We start from the raw sequence: 18,402 nt of genomic DNA on the forward strand, positions 1-18,402 counted from the left end.
GTAGGCGAAGTAAGCGAAGTAAGCGTGTGAAAGACGGCGGGGAGTCCTCAAAGACTCCCCGCCGTTGTTTTGCTTGATCTCTGTTCTGCCTACTCTGCCTAGCAGGCCTGTTCTTACTAGTCCTCCTCGGACGGGCTCCAGTACGCCGTGTAATTCAGCCCCAGATCCGCCATGAGCTTGCGCAGCAGCGGCTTCGACAGCCCGATCACGTTCGAGTGGTCGCCCTCCAGCCGTTCCACGAACGCGCCGCCGAGGCCGTCGATGGTGAAGGCGCCGGCCACCCGCAGCGGCTCGCCGGTGGCGACGTAGGCCAGGATCTCCTCGTCGCTGGGCTCGCCGAAGTGCACCACGGTCGCCGCGACCTCGCCGGCCTCCTTGCCGGTGGCGCGGTCGACCAGCCAGTGCCCGGTGAGCAGCACGCCGGAGCGCCCGCGCATCGCGTACCAGCGCGCGACGGCCTCCTCGGGGGTGTCCGGCTTGCCGAGCGGCCGACCCTCGAACTCCAGGACCGAGTCGCAGCCGATGACCAGCGCGCCGGCGGTCTCCGGGAGCGCCGCGACGGCCCGGCACTTGGCCTGGCCCAGGGCCAGCGCGACCTCGGCGGGGGTGGCCTGCGGGCCGAGCGCGTCCTCGACGGCGTCCTCGTCCACGCCGCTGACCAGGACGCGGGGGTCGAAGCCCGCCCGGCGCAGCAGGGACAGGCGGGCCGGGGAGGCGGAGGCCAGGACGATCGGGGGCGGGGTTGTGGACATGCCCCGACTCTAACCGGGCCGTCGGGGGCGGCTCCGGTGCGTCAGGTCAGGCAGCGGTCGGAGCAGCGCGGTGCGCCCTGCGTATCTCAGGCGGTCGTCGGGGCGCCGTTGCCGGGCAGCGGTCCACCGGCGCCGCTGCTGCTGCCGCCCGCTGGCGGGGCGGGGTCCACCGGACCGGGCTCCGGCTTGGGGGCGTTCGGCGTCACCATCGCCACCGCCAGCGCGCCGGACAGCAGCAGGAACACGCCGCCGAGCACGAACAGCTGGGTCCAGCCGGTCACGCCGGTGACCACGATCGTCACGAACAGCTGCAGCGCGGCGATGGCCATCATCAGGCCCTGCATGAAGTTGTTCAGCACCATGCCGAACGCCGCCAGGACCAGGATGACCGCGCCCAGCAGCAGCGCGGCGCACAGCCCCAGGTTCAGCGCGATCGCGATGATCTTCAGCAGTCCGGGTCCGGCCGGGCCGAACTTCACGCCGTTGCCGAACGCGACGAAGCCGTAGAAGCCCGCGGCGACGATCAGCGTCCCCAGCGCTTCGGCGGCCAGGGCCACGGCTCCGGCGAGGATCAATATCTTGCGTCCCACGGAAGCTCCCGCTCGGCGATGACGGAGTATTTATTGGACGGTTCGTTGAAAACTACTCGCCGGTAGCGGCCGGTACAAGAGGGTTGATGACTCCCGATCGGGTGAAACGCCGGTCGCACTTAAGGCGGCACGCGGACCAAACATCGGAAAACGGACGGTGCTCGACCTAGGATCGTGGCCCGTGACCGCACCGGACCGACGTACCGCGCTGCGGGCGGGGCTGGCCGTGTTGGGGACGGCTGCCGCGTCGCCGGGTCTGGCGGCGTGCTCGGACGGGAGGAGCACCGGCGCGGCCGGGTCGGCCGCGCCGATTCCTGCGAACGCCTCGCGCCCGGCGGGCGGCGCGGCTCCGGCGAGCAGCGCGACTGCCCCGGACCCCGCGTCGCCGTCGAGCCGCACGCAGGTCCTCGACGAGGTAGACCACGCGGCGGGCGGCCGTCCGCAGGTCGCCCTGACCTTCCACGGCGACGGCGACCCGCAGCTGGCCCAAGCCCTGCTCAAGGAGGCCGAGGCCGCGCAGGCCCGGCTCACCGTGCTGGCCGTCGGCCGCTGGCTCGGCGAGCAGCCGGCGATGGCGCGGCGCATCCTCGACGGCGGCCACGAACTGGGCAACCACACCGAGAACCACGTCGACATCTCCCAGCTCTCGCCGTCGGCGGCGTTCGCCGAGATCGAAGCCTGCGCCGCCCGCCTGCGGAAGCTGACCGGCTCGCCGGGCATCTGGTTCCGGCCCTCGCAGACCCAGCACGCCACCGCGATGCTGATCGCGCAGGCGCGCAAGGCCGGGTATCGCACGGTCCTGTCCTACGACGTCGACCCGCTGGACTACGAGGACCCGTCGGCGGCGCAGATCACCGATCGCCTGCTGGCCGCGGTGCGTCCCGGCGCCATCGTGTCGATGCACCTGGGACACCAGCACACCGTGGCGGCGCTGCCGGCGGTGCTCGCCGGACTGAAGGCCCGCGGCCTGGCCGCCGTCACCGCATCGGAGCTGTTCTCGTGACGCGCAGCACGCACGGCGGGCGTCCTTCGCAGCCGGCCATCCGGATGCGCCGCGCGGCCGCGACGCTGATCGCGACCGGGGTGATCGGCGCGGGCGTGTGGTTCGCCACCGATCGCGGGGTGTGGAGCGAGGGCGGCAGCACGGGCATGAGCGGGATGGCCGGGATGGACAGCGGCGCCGGGCGAGGTCGTTCTGGTTCCGGTTCCGGTTCGAGCGCAGGCTCTTCGGGGTCCGCGCTGGCAGCCGCTGGCGCGCCGGGCAGTGCCTCCGCCGGATCACCGCGCAGCGCCGGCGCGCTCGTCCCCGCCGCCCTGCCGGGGATGCCGGGCTACGACCCCGCCGACCTGTACGCCTTCGACCGCCCCGGCATGGTGTCGCCGGTGATCGCCGCGGCGCTTCCCCGCGTCTACGTCCCGAACACCGAGAGCGACACCGTCACGGTGATCGACCCCTCGGACTACCGCGTCGTGGAGACGATGAAGGTCGGCCACGAACCGCAGCACGTGGTCCCCTCCTGGGACCTGAAGACCCTGTGGGTCAACAACGACCTGGGCAACAGCCTGACCCCGATCGACCCCTTCACCGGCAAGCCCGGCGCCCCGATCCCGGTCCACGACCCGTACAACCTCTACTTCACCCCGGACGGCGCCTCAGCGGTCGTGATGGCCAGCAAGGACATGCAGCTGGTCTTCCGCGACCCGCACACCATGGCGATCCAGAAGATCCTCCCCGTCCCCTGCGAAGGCGTGAACCACGCCGACTTCTCCCCGAACGGCGCCTACTTCATTGTCTCCTGCGAGTTCTCCGGCCAACTCCTGAAGGTGGACACCAAAACCCGCACCCTCCTCGGCGTCCTGGACCTCCCCCAACGCGGCGCGATGCCCCAGGACGTGAAAATCTCCCCCGACGGCAAGGTCTTCTACATCGCCGACATGGTGGCCAACGGCCTCTGGACCGTCGACGGCGACGCCTTCAAAGTAACGGGCCTGATCCCCACCGGCCGAGGCGCCCACGGCCTCTACGTCTCCCGCGACTCGACCACCATGTACGTCTCCAACCGAGGCGAAGGCACCATCACCCTCTTCGACTTCGCCACCGCCAAACCCCGCACCAAATGGCAAATCCCCAACGGCGGCTCCCCCGACATGGGCGGCGTCAGCGCCGACGGCAAAGTCCTCTGGCTCTCCGGCCGCTACAACGCCGAGGTCTACGCCATCTCCACCACCGACGGCCACCTCCTAGCCCGCATCCCCGTAGGCCGCGGCCCCCACGGCCTAGCCGTCTACCCCCAACCAGGCCGCTACTCGCTGGGCCACACCGGGGTGTTCCGCTAGCTGCGCGCCGACACTAGACCTTGACGATGTGAAGCCCGTGATAGGCCTCGAAATCGGCATAGTCCTTGAGGTTGAACGTCGCTAGCGGAATGCCGTAGGTCAGACAGACAGCCGCGATCCACATGTCGTTCTGCGGTCTGGGACGTCCGCGCTCATCCGCGGCCGCGGCTAGTGAACCCCAAGTCCTGGCGATGGCTTCGGTGCTGTCGAGAACAGGCATGGCTGCAAGCCAGCTGTCCATCGCGACCCGGTTGTGGGGAGCCCAGTGCCGACGCTCGGTCCACTTCACCAACTCGCCGAACGTCACGAACGTGATGACCGGCTCCATCGTGGCTACTTTGACGAGCAGTGGAAGCGCCTTGCGCTTGAAGGACGCGGACGCGACGTCCGTGTCCATCACGACAGGCTGCGGCATGTGCCTAGCCTAGGTTGGCCTGACGCTCTTCGTGGTACGCCTGCACAAACTCGTCCACTTCGTCGTCCGAGGGGAACACGTCAGGAGCCATGAGCTCATCGACGGACCGCAATGGACGTGGCCGTTTCGCTCTGATGATCTGCTCAAGCGTGACGGCAGGTTGAGGCTCGCGCTTCGCATCCGCGGCGTCAGCGCTCATGTCGCCTCCTGTCGTATCAACGCGCCTGATGTAGCACGCCCCACAGTAGTTGCGTTATCGCATGCGCGCACGCAACTTGGACACTCGCCATTGCTTGCATGCAAGCAACTCGGGTACTCCGGTGCCTGGCAGCACCCCTCAGTCAATGACCCGCTCCGACCCGCAGTACACATTCGCCGTCCGCCCCCGCAGGAACCCGACCAGCGTCAGCCCCGACTCCGCCGCCAAACTCACCGCCAGCGACGAAGGCGCCGACACCGCGGTCAGCACCGGAATCCCACCCGCGACGGCCTTCTGCACCAGCTCGAACGAGGCGCGGCCGCTCACCGCAAGAACGTGCTCGCGCAGCGGTAGGCGGCCGGCGCGCAGGGCCCAGCCGAGGACCTTGTCCACCGCGTTGTGGCGGCCGACGTCCTCGCGGAGGCAGAGGAGGTCGCCGGTGGCGGTGAACAGGGCTGCGGCGTGGAGGCCGCCGGTTTTGGCGAAGATCTTCTGGGCTTCGCGCATGCGGTCCGGGAGGGTGAACAGGACTTCGGCCGAGAGTTTCACGTCGTCCTCGGCGACCGGCCAGCGCACGGCTGCGTGAACCGCGTCGATCGACGTCTTCCCGCACACGCCGCACGCGCTGGTCACGTAGGACGAGCGCCGTAGCCGCTCCTCGGGGAGTTCCACGCCGGGGGCGAGGGTCACGTCCACGATGTTCAGGGGGTCGCCGTCGGCGAAGGCCAGTGACGCCTCGCCGTCCGTGTACGCGGTGGACGAGCAGCCGTTGTCGGCTGAGCAGAACTTCATCCGGAGCAGGTCGTCGGGTCCGGAGAGCACGCCTTCGGCGGTCAGGTGGCCGGCCACCAGGTCGAAGTCGTCGCCGGGGGTGCGCATGGTGACCGTGAAGGGGTGCCCGCCGATGCGCATCTCCAGCGGTTCCTCGGCGGCCATGTGCTCCTCGCCGCCGCGCCGCAGGACTGCTTCGGCCGGGCCGGCTGAGCCGTCGAGGCGTACTATCCGCCGCCGGGCCGTGACCCTGCTCATTCGGTACTCACCGAGCAACCCACTAGCAACTCACAGCAACTCACCTAGCACTCACCCACAATCGTCCCCAAGATTAGGATCCCAGGTTCCCCCGGTAATAGGCAACCGATTTTCCACCACTGACATTCCTGCCTAAAAACCAGGTGAGAAGTGTCGTGGGCATTCTCTACCATCCGAGCTATGGAGTCGACGCCAGCACAACCGCTCACCAGTAGACCGAAGGTCCCCGACGATCCCAAGAGCGGCGCATTCGCCTCCTTGCGCCGCTTGACCCCCTTCATCCGGCCCTACCGGGTCCAGATGATCCTGATGACCCTGTCCGCCCTCGGGGCGACGCTCGTCGGCGTCGCCGTCCCGCTGCTCACCAAGGACCTGATCGACGGCCCGATCGCGCACCACGACAAGGCCGCGCTGTGGCCGCTGGGCGGCCTGGTCCTGCTGTTCGGCGTCGCCGAGGCCACGCTGTTCTGGCTCCGCCGCTGGTTCCTGCAACGCGCCGCCCTGGGCATCGAGGCCGACATCCGGAACGCCTTCTACCGCCACCTGCAGAAGCTGCCCGTGGCCTTCCACGACTCCTGGCAGTCCGGTCAGCTGGTCTCGCGGGTGTCCGGCGACATCAACAGCCTGCGCCGGTTCTTCGGCTTCGCGCTGATCTTCCTGGTGGTCAACGGCGCCACCTTCCTGCTCGTCGGCGGCGCCCTGGTCTTCATCCACGCGGTGATGGGCCTGATCATCTACGCCGCCGCCGTCCCGCTGATCCTCTACGGCCGCCTGGCCGACCGCCGCTACCACCGGCAGTCCCGCGCCGCCCAGGACCAGGCCGGCGACGTCGCGACCCTGGTCGAGGAGTCCGCGCTCGGGATCCGCGCGGTCAAGGCGTTCGGCCGCCAGGACCTGCTGTTCGCGCGCTTCGACGAGCGGGCGCAGACGCTGCGCCGGCTGGAGCTCACGAAGATCAGGACCCTGTCGGAGCTGTGGGCGGTCTTCGCCGCGCAGCCGCAGCTGGTGCTCTCGCTGTGCGTCCTGATCGGCGCCTACGCGGTGTCCACCGGCGCGCTGTCCCTGGGCACGCTGGTCGCCTTCATCTCGCTCTACCTGACGCTCCTGTGGCCGATCGAGTCCATGGCCTGGCTGATGGCGCAGAGCCAGGAGGCGAACTCCGCCGCCGAGCGCGTGCTCGAGGTCCTGGACACGGTCCCGAACATCGCCGACGCCGCCGCGACCGTCCGCCCGCGTCCCGCCAGCGCGGGCGAGCTGGTCTTCGAAGACGTCAGCTTCACCTACCCCAACTCCGACCGGCCGGTCATCTCCGGGTTCGACCTGCGCGTCGCGCCCGGCGAGACCGTCGCGCTGGTCGGCCCGACCGGCTGCGGCAAGACCACGCTCACCGCGCTGGTGCCCCGCCTGTACGACGCCACGGCGGGGCGGGTGCTGGTCGACGGCGTCGACGTCCGCGACCTCCCGCTGGCCGAGCTGCGCCGCAAGGTGGCGTGCGCCTTCGAGGACCCGACGCTGTTCTCCGCCTCGGTGCGCGAGAACCTCACCATGGGCGTCCCCGACGCCTCCGAGGAGCAGATCGAGGAGGCGATCGAGGTCGCGCAGGCCGGCTTCGTCAACGAGCTGCCCTGGGCGCTCGACACCCGGGTGGGGGAGCAGGGCCTCACCCTGTCCGGCGGGCAGCGGCAGCGGGTCGCGCTGGCTCGCGCGGTGCTGGGGCGGCCCTCGATCCTGGTGCTGGACGACCCGCTCTCGGCGCTCGACATCCACACCGAGGGCAAGGTCGAGGAAGCGCTGCACAGCGTGCTGCGCGGGACCACCGGACTGGTGGTCGCGCACCGGCCCTCCACGGTCCTGCTCGCCGACCGCGTGGTGCTGCTCACGCCGCCGGGACCGCGGGGCACGACGATCGCGGCCGTCGGCACACACCAGGAGCTGCTGCGCACCTGTCCGGCCTACCGCGACATCCTGTCGCAGACCTCTGACCTGGTCGAGGAAGAACTCGCGGAGGTGTCCCGATGACGACGACGACCACCGACTGGCGCGGCGTCGCCACCGAGAAGAAGGACGACCTGCCCGACAACTCCGGCATCCGGCTGCGGGCGCGCAGCCGCCGGCTGCTCGCCGAGCTGGTCCGCCCGCATCGCAGGGAGCTGATCTTCTGTACCGGCATGGTCCTGGTGCAGACGGTCTTCAACATGGCCGGTCCCTACCTGGTCTCGATCGGCATCGACCGCGGCATCCCGGCGCTGCGGCGCGGGGACTGGGGTCCGATCACCGCCATCTTCGTGGCGATGGTGATCAGCGCGATCCTGGCCTCCGGACTGCGCGCGGTCTTCCTGAACAAGGTCGGGCGCATCGGCCAGACCATGCTGCTGAACCTGCGCCGCATGGTGTTCACCAAGTTCCAGGCGCTGCCGCTGGCGTTCCACGAGAACTACACCTCCGGGCGCGTGATCAGCCGGCTGACCTCCGATCCGGACGCCCTGAACGACCTGATCGACAACGGTCTGGACGGGCTGCTGGACGCGGTGCTGACGGTCGCCGGCATCGGGATCATGATGGCGGTGCTGGACGTTCCGCTGACCCTGGTGGTGGTCCTGGCCTTCCCGCTGATGCTGCTGCTGATGCGCTGGTTCTCCCGGCACTCCGCGGTCGCCTACCGCCGGACCCGGGAGACGATCGCGGCGCTGATCGTGCACTTCGTCGAGACCTGCAACGGGATCCGCGCGGTGAAGGCGTTCCGCCGCGAGCCGCGCAACGAGGAGATCTTCGGGCAGCTGAACAACGAGTTCCGCGCCGCCAACGCCCGCGCGATGAACCTGCTGGCGATCTTCATCCCCGGGATGAAGACCATCGCGGCGTTCACCACCGCGGCGGTCGTGGTCTACGGCGGTCTGCGCGTGATGGACGGCGACGTCCAGATCGGCGTGCTGGTGGGCTTCGTGCTGTACCTGCGGCGGTTCTTCAACCCGCTGGAGGACATCGCGATGTTCTACAACTCCTTCCAGAGCGGGACGGCTGCGCTGGAGAAGCTGTCCGGCGTCCTGCAGGAGGCCAACGAGCTGCCCGAGCCGGCCGACCCGAAGCCGCTGCCCTCGCCGCTGCAGGGGAGGGTCTCGTTCGACAACGTCACCTTCGCCTACCCCAAGCGGGAGTCGGACGCGTCCTCGGCGTCGGGGGTCGAGGCGGAGGCCGAGGACATCGGGACCGGCGGCAAGGTGATCCTGCCGCTGCTGGACCTCCAGGTCCCGGCGGGCCAGACCGTGGCCCTGGTCGGCGCGACCGGGGCGGGCAAGTCCACCCTGGCGCGCCTGCTGTGCCGCTTCTACGACCCGCAGGACGGCGCCGTGCGCGTCGACGGCGTGGACGTGCGCGACCTGAAAGACGGCGACCTGCGCCGCGCCGTGGTGATGGTGACGCAGGAGAACTTCCTGTTCGCCGGCTCCGTCGCGGACAACATCGCCTTCGGCCGCCCGGACGCCGGCCGCGCCGAGATCGAGGCGGCGGCCCGGGCCATCGGCGCGCACGACTTCATCAGCGCCCTGCCGGACGGCTACGACACGGACGTCAAGAAGCGCGGCGGCCGCCTGTCCGCCGGCCAGCGCCAACTGGTCGCCTTCGCCCGCGCCTTCATCGCCGACCCGGCGGTCCTGGTCCTGGACGAGGCCACCAGCTCCCTGGACGTCCCCAGCGAGCGCATGGTCCAGCGCGCCCTGCGCACGATCCTGGCCGACCGCACGGCCCTGATCATCGCCCACCGCCTGTCCACGGTCGAGATCGCCGACCGCGTCCTGGTGATGGAGGACGGCGTCATCGTCGAGGACGGCGCGCCGGCCGCCCTGCTGGAGGCCGGGACCGGCCGCTTCGCCGGGCTGCACGAGGCGTGGCGGGAGTCGCTGGTGTAGCGCGGGGGAGCGGGCACCGCGAGGGCGGGCACGGCCGGCGTCGTTTCTTCGGAGGCGGCGCCGGCTGGTTTTCTTCCCCGAGCGGCGCGACGCAGATTTTCAGCCACGTTTACCCCCTCTCTCAGACCTCATTCAGCCGTGAACGCAACAGTTGCATGACGCGGATGCCCGTCCGTCTGCACGTGCGTCCGCCGCGTGCGCGCGCCCTGCGACGCCGCTGGTGAAGGGTGCTGCCGCCACTCTGCGCTGATCAATCAGCACCGCTGTGTAGTGCCAAGACTCGGCAAAGCCCGGGTCATCTTCGGGCCGTTCCCATTGAGACCTACCCGTTACCTCGGGCAGATTGCTCTCCCGACAGGCCTCGCGCGGGCGTTCGAAAGAACCCCTCCACAGCCCGCGCACAGGAGGCGAAGTTCGGCGGAAGGCCTCTCTTGTCCGGCATATCCGGCTCCGGCTCCGGCAGACACGTCGCGAGCCACGCCAAGCCCGGGGCGATGACCCATGCCAAGGGCAAGGTCAAGACCGCGGCCGCGGTGACCAGCGTCCTCGCGGTCAGCGGCGGCGTCGCCACCGCTTTCCACCTGCACCAGGACGGGCTGCGCAACAGCGCCGAGGCCGCTTCCCAGGACTCGAACACGTCCGCCGCCGCGGCTGCCGCCAACGCACTGGCGGCCCGCGCCGGCACCAACGCCGCGAACCGCGATCTGCAGCGGCCGAGCCTGGGGCAGTCCTCGACGCCCGGCACGCCGTCCAGCTCGCAGCCGAGTTCGGCGCAGAGCCCGAGCACCCCGGCCAGCTCCTCCAGCAGCACGCCGGCTCCGCCCGCGTCATCCTCGAGCACGCCGATCCCGCTGCCGAGCAAGCCGCTGACGACGCCGACGCCGACGAAGACCTCGACGCCGATCCCGACCAAGACCACGACGACGCCGACCTCGTCGAGCTCCAGTTCCTCCAGCTCGACGACGAACATGGGCTACAACGCCACGCCCGCGCAGGCCAAGGCGATGGCCGAGTCGATCGTGCCGTCCAGCCAGTTCCTGTGCTTCTCGAACATCATCGAGCGCGAGTCGAGCTGGAACGTCCACGCCACCAACCCGTCCTCCGGCGCCTATGGCCTCGGCCAGGCGCTGCCCGGCGACAAGATGGCCTCGATGGGCTCGGAGTGGCGCAACAGCGCCCTGGTGCAGATCAAGTGGGCGCTGTCCTACATGACGGGGCGCTACGGCTCGCCGTGCGCCGCGTGGGCCTTCTGGCAGGCCCACGACTGGTACTGAGGTACCGACACCGGTCTGACGTGCCGACCAGGCCCGCCCCGGACCCCACAGCCGCCGCAAGCTCGCGCGTGCGGCGGACCCGGGCGGACCGCAAGACCGCTCCGCGCCCGAACCCCCCACCGGCGCGCAGGGCGGACCAGGGAGGGTGCGTCTCAGCCGTCTGAGGCGGCGGACAACAGCGGGACCAGAACGTCGGACACCGGCGTCGGGATCCCGTGCCGCCGCCCCAGACGGCGCACCACGCCGTTGCGCGCGTCCCACTCCAGCTCCCGGCCGGCGAGCCGGTCGAACAGGATCGAGGACCCGATGTCGGGGTCCATCCGCTCGAAGATGCCGACCAGCGCCTCGGCCTCGCTCTCCGGCAGCGCCGCGCCTTCGGCCCGGGCCACCGCCAGCGTCTCCTGTGCCAGCGCCAGAGCCAGTTCCCGGACATCCGGGCGCTGATAGATCGCCGCGCGCCGGCCGGTCACCGCCATCACGCCGGCGATGGCGTTGGTCGTCAGCTTGCGCCAGGCCGCGGTGGTGAAGTCCGAGACCAGCTCCACCTCGACCGCCGAGGCGCCTTCCAGCAGCCGCGCGAACTCCTCGCCGGCGGGTCCGGCCGGGACCTGCAGCAGCGAGGAGATGTTGTTGCGGACCGTGACCTCGCCGGGTCCGGTCGGCTCGGCGCTGATCCAGACGATGGCCGGGAGCACCTGCGCGTCGTTCACGTACGGCGCGACGCGCTCGACGTGCTCGACGCCGTTCTGCAGCGCCACGACCGTCGTGCTCGGCTTGCACAGCGCGTCCAGATACCCGGCGGCGCCGTCGGTCTGGTGCGCCTTCACCGCCAGCAGCACCCAGTCGGCCGGCCCGGTCACCTCGGCCGGGGAGGTCAGGATCGGCGCCTCCAGGTCGGTCACCCCGCCGGAGACGTCGTCGACCACCCGCAGCGCCCCGGGATCACGCCGCGCGCACAGCGTCACGGAGTGCCTCCCGGTCTGCTGCGCGGCCAACGCCGCGACCGAACCGATAGCGCCAGGCCCCACCACCGCTATGTCCGCCATGGAACAAGAGCGTATTGCGTCTTCGGCATCATGTGCGAGGCGACAACAGGTTGTTACCGCAGGTTACCGGCGAGTTCACAGCGGTGGAGCGGCCGCGGGACGCCCTCGCGGCGTGCTCCCGGCTACCGCACATCCCCCATCAGCCGGTTGATGACCGGCGAGGCGAGGAACACCAGCACGCCGATGCCCGCCGCCACGGCGCCCAGCGTCAGGAAGTAGGTGAAGTCGCTCATCACGGTGCTGAGCTTGGTGACGTACACGTTGAGCGCGTTGCCCGTGGCGGTGGCCAGGAACCACAGCCCCAGCATCTGCCCGGCGAACCGGGCCGGCGCCAGCTGCGTGGTCACCGACAGCCCGACCGGGGACAGGCACAGCTCGCCGATCGTCTGCAGCAGGTAGGTGACCGCCAGGAAGACGATCGAGACGCGGTGCGTCGGTGTGGCGTCCTTGCCGGCGATGCTCATCACGAAGAACGAGCAGCCGATCACCACCAGCCCGAGCGCGAACTTCACCGAGGTCCGCGGCGCCCGGTCGCCCAGGCGCTGCCACATCCCGGCGAAGACCGGCGCGAACACCATGATGTAGAAAGGGTTCGCCGACTGCAGCCACACCGAGGGCATCTCCCAGCCGAAGATCGACAGGTCGGTCTTGTCCGCGGCGAACAGGTTCAGCTGGCTGCCGGACTGGTCGTAGATCATCCAGAACACGGTCGCGCCGATGAAGAAGGCGACGAACGCCATCAGCTTGGGCCGCTCCCCGGCGCTCAGCCCGCCGCGGCTGAACATGTAGCCGAAGTAGACGAACGGCGTGGCGATGATCGGCGCGGCCAGCCCGTCGGCGAACGCCGAGACCGACCACTCGGTGATCGCCATCCAGCCCAGCACGATCGCCAGCACGATCGCGACGATCACCGCGCCGGCCCGCAGCGAGCGCCGCAGCTCCGGCGGCGTGATCGGCTTCGGCGGGCGCAGCCCGACGGTGCCCAGGTGCTTGCCCTCGACGACGTACCAGACGACCGCGAACGTCATGCCGATCGCCGCGATCCCGAAGCCCAGGTGGTAGTTGATGTGCTGGCCGACCCAGCCGGCGGTCAGCGGCGCCAGGAACGCGCCCATGTTGATCGCCATGTAGAAGATCGTGAATCCGGCGTCCCGCCGCTTGTCGTGCTGGTGGTAGAGCCCGCCGACCTGCGCCGAGATGTTCGGCTTGAGCAGCCCGGTGCCCAGCACGATCAGTCCCAGCCCCAGGAACGAGGTCGCCGCGGTGGGGATGGCCATTACGTAGTGGCCCAGCGCGATGATGATGCCGCCCCACAGCACCGAGCGTCTGGCGCCCCAGACCCGGTCGGCGATCCAGCCGCCGGGGACTGCCATCAGGTAGACCAGGCTGTTGTAGATGCCGTAGAAGCTGTTGCCGGCCTCCTGCGAGAGCCCCAGGCCGTGGTGCGCCGCGGTGTCGGTGAGGAACAGCACCAGCAGCCCGCGCATGCCGTAGAAGCTGTACCGCTCCCAGAACTCGGTCGCGAACAGCGTCTGCAATCCCTTGGGGTGACCGAAGAACGCTCGGTCCTCATCCTGCGGCGGCAGGCCCTGGGCGGGGGACGGAACGTCGTGGGTCGTCATGCGTTCGGTGCTTCCCGGACCAGATGGGCGCATTACAGACAATGCTCCAGATGGGGGAGCGACAGCAGGTCGACCCCGATTACCATCACACTCATGACCCGTGTACTGCTCGCCGAGGACGACGCCGCCATTTCCGAACCGCTGGCGCGGGCGCTTCGACGCGAGGGCTACGAGGTCACCGTCCGGGCGGACGGTCCAGGCGCCCTTCTGGCCGGGCAGAGCGGCGTCGACCTGGTCGTTCTCGACCTGGGCCTGCCGGGCATGGACGGCCTGGAGGTCTGCCGCCGGCTGCGCGCCGACGGCCACACCTTCCCCGTCTTGGTGTTGACAGCGCGCGCCGACGAGGTGGACACCGTGGTCGGGCTGGACGCCGGCGCCGACGACTACGTCACCAAGCCCTTCCGGCTGGCCGAGCTGCTGGCCCGGGTCCGCGCGCTGCTCCGGCGCGGCACCCCCGACCTGGGCAACGGCGTGCACGGCGTCCGGATAGACATCGAGTCGCACCGCGCCTACCTGGGCGACCAGGAGCTGAACCTGACCGCCAAGGAGTTCGACCTGCTCCGGGTGCTGGTCCGCGAGGTCGGCCGGGTGGTCACCCGGGACCAGCTGATGCGCGAGGTCTGGGACACCACCTGGTGGTCCTCCACCAAGACCCTGGACATGCACATCTCCTGGTTGCGCAAGAAGCTCGGCGACGAGGCCTCCCGCCCGCGGTTCATCACCACGGTGCGCGGCGTCGGCTTCCGCTTCGAGCGCGGTTAGCGCGCGGGCCCGCCTGCAGTGCGCCGCCGCCTGGTCTCCTCCACGTTCCTCGTGGTGATGATGGTCGTGATCCTGCTCGGAGTGCCGCTGGCGGTGCTCGAGGTGCGCTCGGTGGACACCAGCACCAAGTCGGTGCTGGCCACCGAGTCCCGGATGCTCGCCCAGACGGTCTCCATGCTGGTCAGCAAGGCCAGCCTGGACGGCACCAACTCCGGTCCGCTCAGCGACTACGACACCGACCTGCAGCACATGATCGCCCGCACCCACGACGCCACGATCGACGTCGACGGCCAGAGCCCGATCCAGATCAACTCCGCGCTGCCGCCCGGGGCGCCGGCCTTCAGCGTCACCTACGAGATGGACGGCGTGCTGCGCAACGTCGGCGTGCGCGTCACCGTCCAGGCGCCGCGCGCCCCGGCCGAGGACCAGATACGCGGCTCGATGTACCTGATCGGCGGGGTCGCGCTGGCGGTGCTGGTGGCCGCGACCGGCCTGGCCTACCTGCAGGCCCGCCGGCTCACCAAGCCGCTGGAGGAGCTGGCGGCCACCGCCGAGCGCCTGGGCTCCGGCGACCCGCGCCCCAGGCACCGCCGCTACGGCATCAGCGAGCTGGACCGGGTCGCCGAGGTCATCGACAGCTCGGCGGACCGGATCTCCACGATGCTCGGCGCCGAGCGCCGGCTGGCCGCCGAGGCCTCGCACGAGCTGCGCACGCCGCTGGCGGCGCTGTCGATGCGGCTGGAGGAGATCATCACCCTGGCCGACGACCCGCAGACCGTGCGCGACGAGGCCGAGGTGGCGCTGTCGCAGGTCGAGCGGCTCACCGACGTGGTGCAGCGGCTGCTGACCACGGTGCGCACCCACCGGCGCTCGGATCTGGCGGTGCCGATCGAGGTGGACACCGTGATCCGGCAGCAGGTCCACGAGTGGCGCCCGGCGTACCAGTCGATGCGGCGCGGGATCGTGGTCTCCGGAGAGCGGCGGCTGATGGCCATGGCGACCCCGGGCGCGTTCTCCCAGATCCTGTCCACGCTGCTGGAGAACTCCCTGATCCACGGCGCCGGGACGGTCACCGTGCACACCCGCGCGGTCGGCGGGTCGGTGGTGGTGGAGGTCGGCGACGAGGGCGACGGCATCGCGCCGGACCTGGAGGCCAAGCTCTTCGAGCGGGGCGCCTCCTCCCGCGGGTCCACCGGGCTGGGCCTGGCGGTGGCGCGGGAGTTGGCCGAGGCCGACGGCGGCCGGCTGAACCTGGTGCTTCAGCGGCCGGCGGTGTTCGCCGTCTTCCTCACGGAGCACTCGCCCTTGTCGGTGATTGCGCGCTGAAGCCGTCGTCGGGTCCCAGGCTCTTGGGTCCCAGGCTGTCAGGTCCCGGGCTCTGACCGGGGACCGGACCGTCGGCGGCGCGGTGCTCGGCGCTGTTCGCGGCGGTCCCGGCGGTTCCTGTGGTCCCACGGGTCGCGGTGGTCCCAGCAGCATCGGCCGGCTCGGAGACCGCCGCGGCTTCGGGGAAGACGATCAGATGCGAGGTCGTGAACCGGAACACCCCGGCGACCGGCAGGCCCAGCACGAATTTGGCGACGTTGGCCGCCTCGATGCTGTGGAAGCCCAGGATCCGGTCGCCGACGAACACGAAGCTGTTCTCGATGATCAGGCCGACCAGGCTGATGAGGGCGAACATCGCCATCTCGCGGCGGCGGGCGTCGTCCGGCCGGCCGCGGAACACCCAGTAGCGGGCGCCGATGTACGCGGTGATCGTGGCCACGCAGGTACCGCCGACGGAGGCGACGGTATGGCTCAGACCGGTGTACTTCCACAGCAGATTGGAACTGCTGACATCAGAAATCACCCCGACAGCGCCGACCACACCGAACTTGAACATCTCGGCGTAGAGCTTGCGGACTGTCGAGGTGACCTTGGCAACGAGCACAGAAAGATTATCTACAGAAGAGGAGCCGGCCGTGTCAGCGGCTCGCGGTCTCCGGGACCGGACGCTGGTGGACGTGCGCCTGGGGCTGCGCCGGGTGACCGTTCGGGTACAGCGGCGCGCTGGCCGTGGCCGGGACGATCTCGGGCTCGGCGCCCTCGGGGAAGACGAAGGTCCGGTAGCAGTACAGGCGGAACAGCATGCCCAGCGGCAGACCGAAGAAGTAGCTGGCGATGTTCACGGCCAGCGTGCCGTCCTGGCCCAGGCCGTACTTGCTGATGAAGACGAACATCACCTCGATGACCGCCGCGACGCCGTTGATCAGGAAGAAGAAGAGCATCTCCCGGTGGCGGTCGATCTTGTCGCGGTCCTTGTACGTCCAGTAGCGGTTGCCGACGTACGCCACGCAGGTCGCCACGACGGTGGCCACGACCTTGGCGAAGATCTGCTTGCTCGGGGCCGCCAGCAGATAGACGTTGAAGACGCCCATGTTGACGACCAGGGCAACGGCGCCCACCGCCCCGAACTTCGACAGCTCGTGGACGAGGTGCTCGAATCGGTTGTACAGAGAACGCACGACCGTCACGCCTGCCACCTGTCTTCCATCGGTTTTCTTCTAGCGATCCGAGGGTACCGTCCCCTTCTGGGCCGCTTCGACTGCTGACCGGGAAACCTCCGTTAAATCTACTCATCGCGACGTAGCCGCGGCATTGAGCGGCACCCATTCGTGGCAGTAGGTCCGCAGATGTCGTACCTGGATGCGTCCAGATCTGCAACCTAATCCGAACATGGCGCGTCGGGGGACAGGTCGGTTCCAGGGCGCCGGCCACCACGTCTTAGACTCGACTGGTGAGCTTTCCGGTGGTAGGAGTCGTCGGCGGCGGCCAGCTGGCGCGCATGATGCAGCAGGCCGCGATCGGTCTCGGGGTCGAGCTGCGGGTGCTCGCGCAGCGGCCCGACGATCCGGCGGCGCGGGTGACCCCGGGCACCGTGATCGGGGACCACCACGACTTCGAAGCGTTGAAGGCCTTCGCCGCCGGCTGCGACGTGCTGACCTTCGACCACGAGCACGTCCCCACCGACTTCCTGCACGAGCTGGAGGCCGCCGGCGTCGCCGTGCGCCCCGGCCCGGACGCGCTCGTCTACGCGCAGGACAAGGGTCTGATGCGCCAGCGGCTCTCCGCCCTCGGGCTGCCCTGTCCGCAGTGGGCACTGATCTCCTCTGCCGACGACCTCGCCGACTTCGGCGCCACGGTCGGTTTCCCCTTTGTCCTCAAGGCGACGCGCGGCGGGTACGACGGCCGCGGCGTCTGGGTCGTCGACGACCTGGACGCGGCGAAGGCCGTGCTGGACGGCGCCGCCGAGCGCGGGGTGGCGCTGCTGGCCGAGGCCAAGGTGCCCTTCGTCCGCGAGCTGTCGGCGCAGGTCGCCCGCTCCCCGCACGGCCAGGCCGCGGCCTACCCGGTGGTCGAGTCGCTGCAGATCGACGGCATCTGCCGCGAGGTTTACGTGCCGGCGCCCGGGCTGTCCGAGGTCGCCGCGGTCGAGGCGCAGCGGATCGCGCTGACGATCGCCAAGGAGCTGGGCGTCACCGGCATGCTCGCGGTGGAGATGTTCGAGACCGCCGACGGCTCGGTGCTGATCAACGAGCTGGCGATGCGGCCGCACAACTCCGGGCACTGGAGCATGGACGGCGCGGTCACCGGCCAGTTCGAGCAGCATCTGCGCGCCGTGCTGGACCTGCCGCTGGGGCAGGTGAAGCCGGTCGCGCCGGTGGTCGTCATGGCGAACGTGCTGGGTCTGGACCTGCCGGAGGTCTACCCGGCGTACAAGCACGTGATGGCGCACGACCCGGGGGTCAAGGTGCACATGTACGGCAAGGACGTGAAGCCGGGCCGCAAGATCGGCCATGTCAACGTCCTGGGTACGGTGTTCGACGACGTTGCCGACCGGGCCCGCCACGCCGCGGCCTATCTGCGAGGAGAGATCGATGAGTGAGTCCGCCGTGTCCCGGGCCAAGCCCTTGGTCGGGCTCGTGATGGGCTCGGACTCCGACTGGCCGGTGATGAAGCTGGCGGCCGAGGCGCTGGAGGAGTTCGAGATCCCGTACGAGGCGGACGTGGTCTCGGCACACCGGATGCCGCGGGAGATGATCGCCTACGGGGAGAACGCGGCCGGCCGCGGTCTGAAGGTGATCATCGCCGGCGCAGGCGGTGCCGCGCACCTGCCGGGCATGCTCGCCTCGGTCACCCCGCTGCCGGTGATCGGCGTCCCGGTCCCGCTGAAGTACCTGGACGGCATGGACTCGCTGCTGTCGATCGTGCAGATGCCGGCCGGCGTCCCGGTGGCGACGGTGTCGGTCGGCGGCGCCCGCAACGCCGGGCTGCTCGCCGCGCGCATCCTGGCCTCGCACGACCTGGAGCTGCTCGGCGCCATGCGCGCGTTCCAGGACGACCTCAACGCTCAGGCCACGGCCAAGGGTGCGGTTCTGCGCGCGGTTAGGGCAGAGTAGGCCGCGCGCATAGCGAGGCAGACCAGTCCGGT

The 18,402-nt window shown here is 70.0% G+C and carries 18 protein-coding genes; 9 read left to right on the plus strand and 9 right to left on the minus strand.

The annotated features are described in order from the left end of the window. Positions 1-116: 116 nt before the first annotated feature. Positions 117-752, minus strand: coding sequence for a Maf family protein (locus tag CACI_RS04065; protein WP_012785052.1), 636 nt, complete (start codon positions 750-752; stop codon positions 117-119). Positions 753-838: 86 nt separating this feature from the next. Then, on the minus strand, positions 839-1,342 hold the full coding sequence (locus CACI_RS04070; RefSeq protein ID WP_012785053.1) for a hypothetical protein: 504 nt from the start codon (positions 1,340-1,342) through the stop codon (positions 839-841). Between the two features lie 181 nt (positions 1,343-1,523). On the opposite strand from CACI_RS04070, the gene CACI_RS04075 reads away from it, so the two are divergent. Both CACI_RS04075 and CACI_RS04080 read left to right on the plus strand, forming a co-directional pair. Next, positions 1,524-2,345 (plus strand): polysaccharide deacetylase family protein, encoded by an 822-nt coding sequence (locus tag CACI_RS04075; RefSeq protein WP_012785054.1) that lies wholly within the window; start codon positions 1,524-1,526, stop codon positions 2,343-2,345. A 164-nt stretch (positions 2,346-2,509) separates the two neighbouring features. Then, the gene (locus CACI_RS04080) at positions 2,510-3,679 is read left to right on the plus strand and encodes a YVTN family beta-propeller repeat protein (protein ID WP_143765690.1); all 1,170 of its coding nucleotides are present in this window, start codon (positions 2,510-2,512) and stop codon (positions 3,677-3,679) included. A 13-nt stretch (positions 3,680-3,692) separates the two neighbouring features. Here the strand turns inward: CACI_RS04080 and CACI_RS04085 are convergent, their stop codons facing one another. The 3 genes from CACI_RS04085 to fdhD form a co-directional block, all read right to left on the minus strand. Further along, complete coding sequence (locus tag CACI_RS04085) at positions 3,693-4,094, minus strand: type II toxin-antitoxin system VapC family toxin (RefSeq protein WP_012785056.1); 402 nt, start codon at positions 4,092-4,094, stop codon at positions 3,693-3,695. 4 nt (positions 4,095-4,098) lie between these two features. Next, positions 4,099-4,293, minus strand: a complete 195-nt coding sequence (locus CACI_RS04090) for a hypothetical protein (RefSeq protein ID WP_012785057.1) — start codon at positions 4,291-4,293, stop codon at positions 4,099-4,101. A 138-nt stretch (positions 4,294-4,431) separates the two neighbouring features. Beyond that, positions 4,432-5,322 (minus strand): formate dehydrogenase accessory sulfurtransferase FdhD, encoded by an 891-nt coding sequence (gene fdhD / locus CACI_RS04095; protein ID WP_012785058.1) that lies wholly within the window; start codon positions 5,320-5,322, stop codon positions 4,432-4,434. Positions 5,323-5,502: 180 nt separating this feature from the next. On the opposite strand from fdhD, the gene CACI_RS04100 reads away from it, so the two are divergent. From CACI_RS04100 to CACI_RS04110, 3 genes are all read left to right on the plus strand, one after another. Next, the gene (locus CACI_RS04100; RefSeq protein ID WP_012785059.1) at positions 5,503-7,341 is read left to right on the plus strand and encodes an ABC transporter ATP-binding protein; all 1,839 of its coding nucleotides are present in this window, start codon (positions 5,503-5,505) and stop codon (positions 7,339-7,341) included. Continuing rightward, entirely contained in the window at positions 7,338-9,227 is a 1,890-nt protein-coding gene (locus CACI_RS04105) for an ABC transporter ATP-binding protein (protein ID WP_012785060.1), read from the plus strand. Before CACI_RS04100 ends, CACI_RS04105 begins: the two co-directional genes overlap by 4 nt. Before the next feature lie 431 nt (positions 9,228-9,658). Next, a complete protein-coding gene (locus CACI_RS04110) occupies positions 9,659-10,501 on the plus strand; it encodes an aggregation-promoting factor C-terminal-like domain-containing protein (protein WP_012785061.1) in 843 nt (280 codons plus the stop codon). Positions 10,502-10,653: 152 nt separating this feature from the next. Here the strand turns inward: CACI_RS04110 and CACI_RS04115 are convergent, their stop codons facing one another. Together CACI_RS04115 and CACI_RS04120 are read right to left on the minus strand one after the other, a co-directional pair. Continuing rightward, positions 10,654-11,547 carry a 2-dehydropantoate 2-reductase gene (locus CACI_RS04115; RefSeq protein ID WP_012785062.1) on the minus strand — a complete coding sequence of 298 codons (894 nt, stop codon included), beginning with the start codon at positions 11,545-11,547 and terminating at the stop codon, positions 10,654-10,656. A gap of 122 nt (positions 11,548-11,669) precedes the next feature. Further along, positions 11,670-13,169, minus strand: a complete 1,500-nt coding sequence (locus CACI_RS04120; protein ID WP_012785063.1) for a peptide MFS transporter — start codon at positions 13,167-13,169, stop codon at positions 11,670-11,672. 93 nt (positions 13,170-13,262) lie between these two features. Here CACI_RS04120 and CACI_RS04125 point away from each other — a divergent pair, with 93 nt between their 5' ends. After that, on the plus strand, positions 13,263-13,931 hold the full coding sequence (locus CACI_RS04125; RefSeq protein ID WP_012785064.1) for a response regulator transcription factor: 669 nt from the start codon (positions 13,263-13,265) through the stop codon (positions 13,929-13,931). A gap of 18 nt (positions 13,932-13,949) precedes the next feature. Then, on the plus strand, positions 13,950-15,257 hold the full coding sequence (locus CACI_RS04130) for a sensor histidine kinase (protein ID WP_012785065.1): 1,308 nt from the start codon (positions 13,950-13,952) through the stop codon (positions 15,255-15,257). Here CACI_RS04130 and CACI_RS45070 read toward each other — a convergent pair. Next, positions 15,220-15,861: a GtrA family protein gene (locus CACI_RS45070; protein WP_012785066.1), complete on the minus strand. Its 642-nt coding sequence runs from the start codon at positions 15,859-15,861 to the stop codon at positions 15,220-15,222. The two genes, CACI_RS04130 and CACI_RS45070, sit on opposite strands and share 38 nt — an antisense overlap. Positions 15,862-15,895: 34 nt before the next feature. Next, positions 15,896-16,444 (minus strand): GtrA family protein, encoded by a 549-nt coding sequence (locus CACI_RS04140; RefSeq protein WP_012785067.1) that lies wholly within the window; start codon positions 16,442-16,444, stop codon positions 15,896-15,898. Positions 16,445-16,707: 263 nt separating this feature from the next. Between CACI_RS04140 and CACI_RS04145 the strand changes: the two genes are divergently transcribed. Both CACI_RS04145 and purE read left to right on the plus strand, forming a co-directional pair. Beyond that, on the plus strand, positions 16,708-17,856 hold the full coding sequence (locus tag CACI_RS04145; RefSeq protein ID WP_083795517.1) for a 5-(carboxyamino)imidazole ribonucleotide synthase: 1,149 nt from the start codon (positions 16,708-16,710) through the stop codon (positions 17,854-17,856). Continuing rightward, entirely contained in the window at positions 17,849-18,370 is a 522-nt protein-coding gene (purE, locus tag CACI_RS04150; RefSeq protein ID WP_012785069.1) for a 5-(carboxyamino)imidazole ribonucleotide mutase, read from the plus strand. Before CACI_RS04145 ends, purE begins: the two co-directional genes overlap by 8 nt. The last annotated feature ends 32 nt before the right edge of the window (positions 18,371-18,402 follow it).

The organism is Catenulispora acidiphila DSM 44928 (assembly GCF_000024025.1).
Lineage (GTDB): Bacteria > Actinomycetota > Actinomycetes > Streptomycetales > Catenulisporaceae > Catenulispora > Catenulispora acidiphila.

What these genes read in the sequence shown, in the direction of transcription:
- CACI_RS04115 (WP_012785062.1), bottom strand. Translation starts at nt 11,547, where the DNA reads ATGGCGGACATAGCGGTGGTGGGGCCTGGCGCTATCGGTTCGGTCGCG.
- CACI_RS04080 (WP_143765690.1), top strand. Translation starts at nt 2,510, where the DNA reads ATGGACAGCGGCGCCGGGCGAGGTCGTTCTGGTTCCGGTTCCGGTTCG.
- CACI_RS04105 (WP_012785060.1), top strand. Translation starts at nt 7,338, where the DNA reads ATGACGACGACGACCACCGACTGGCGCGGCGTCGCCACCGAGAAGAAG.
- CACI_RS04085 (WP_012785056.1), bottom strand. Translation starts at nt 4,094, where the DNA reads ATGCCGCAGCCTGTCGTGATGGACACGGACGTCGCGTCCGCGTCCTTC.
- CACI_RS04065 (WP_012785052.1), bottom strand. Translation starts at nt 752, where the DNA reads ATGTCCACAACCCCGCCCCCGATCGTCCTGGCCTCCGCCTCCCCGGCC.
- CACI_RS04100 (WP_012785059.1), top strand. Translation starts at nt 5,503, where the DNA reads ATGGAGTCGACGCCAGCACAACCGCTCACCAGTAGACCGAAGGTCCCC.
- CACI_RS04120 (WP_012785063.1), bottom strand. Translation starts at nt 13,169, where the DNA reads ATGACGACCCACGACGTTCCGTCCCCCGCCCAGGGCCTGCCGCCGCAG.
- CACI_RS04090 (WP_012785057.1), bottom strand. Translation starts at nt 4,293, where the DNA reads ATGAGCGCTGACGCCGCGGATGCGAAGCGCGAGCCTCAACCTGCCGTC.
- purE (WP_012785069.1), top strand. Translation starts at nt 17,849, where the DNA reads ATGAGTGAGTCCGCCGTGTCCCGGGCCAAGCCCTTGGTCGGGCTCGTG.
- fdhD (WP_012785058.1), bottom strand. Translation starts at nt 5,322, where the DNA reads ATGAGCAGGGTCACGGCCCGGCGGCGGATAGTACGCCTCGACGGCTCA.
- CACI_RS04125 (WP_012785064.1), top strand. Translation starts at nt 13,263, where the DNA reads ATGACCCGTGTACTGCTCGCCGAGGACGACGCCGCCATTTCCGAACCG.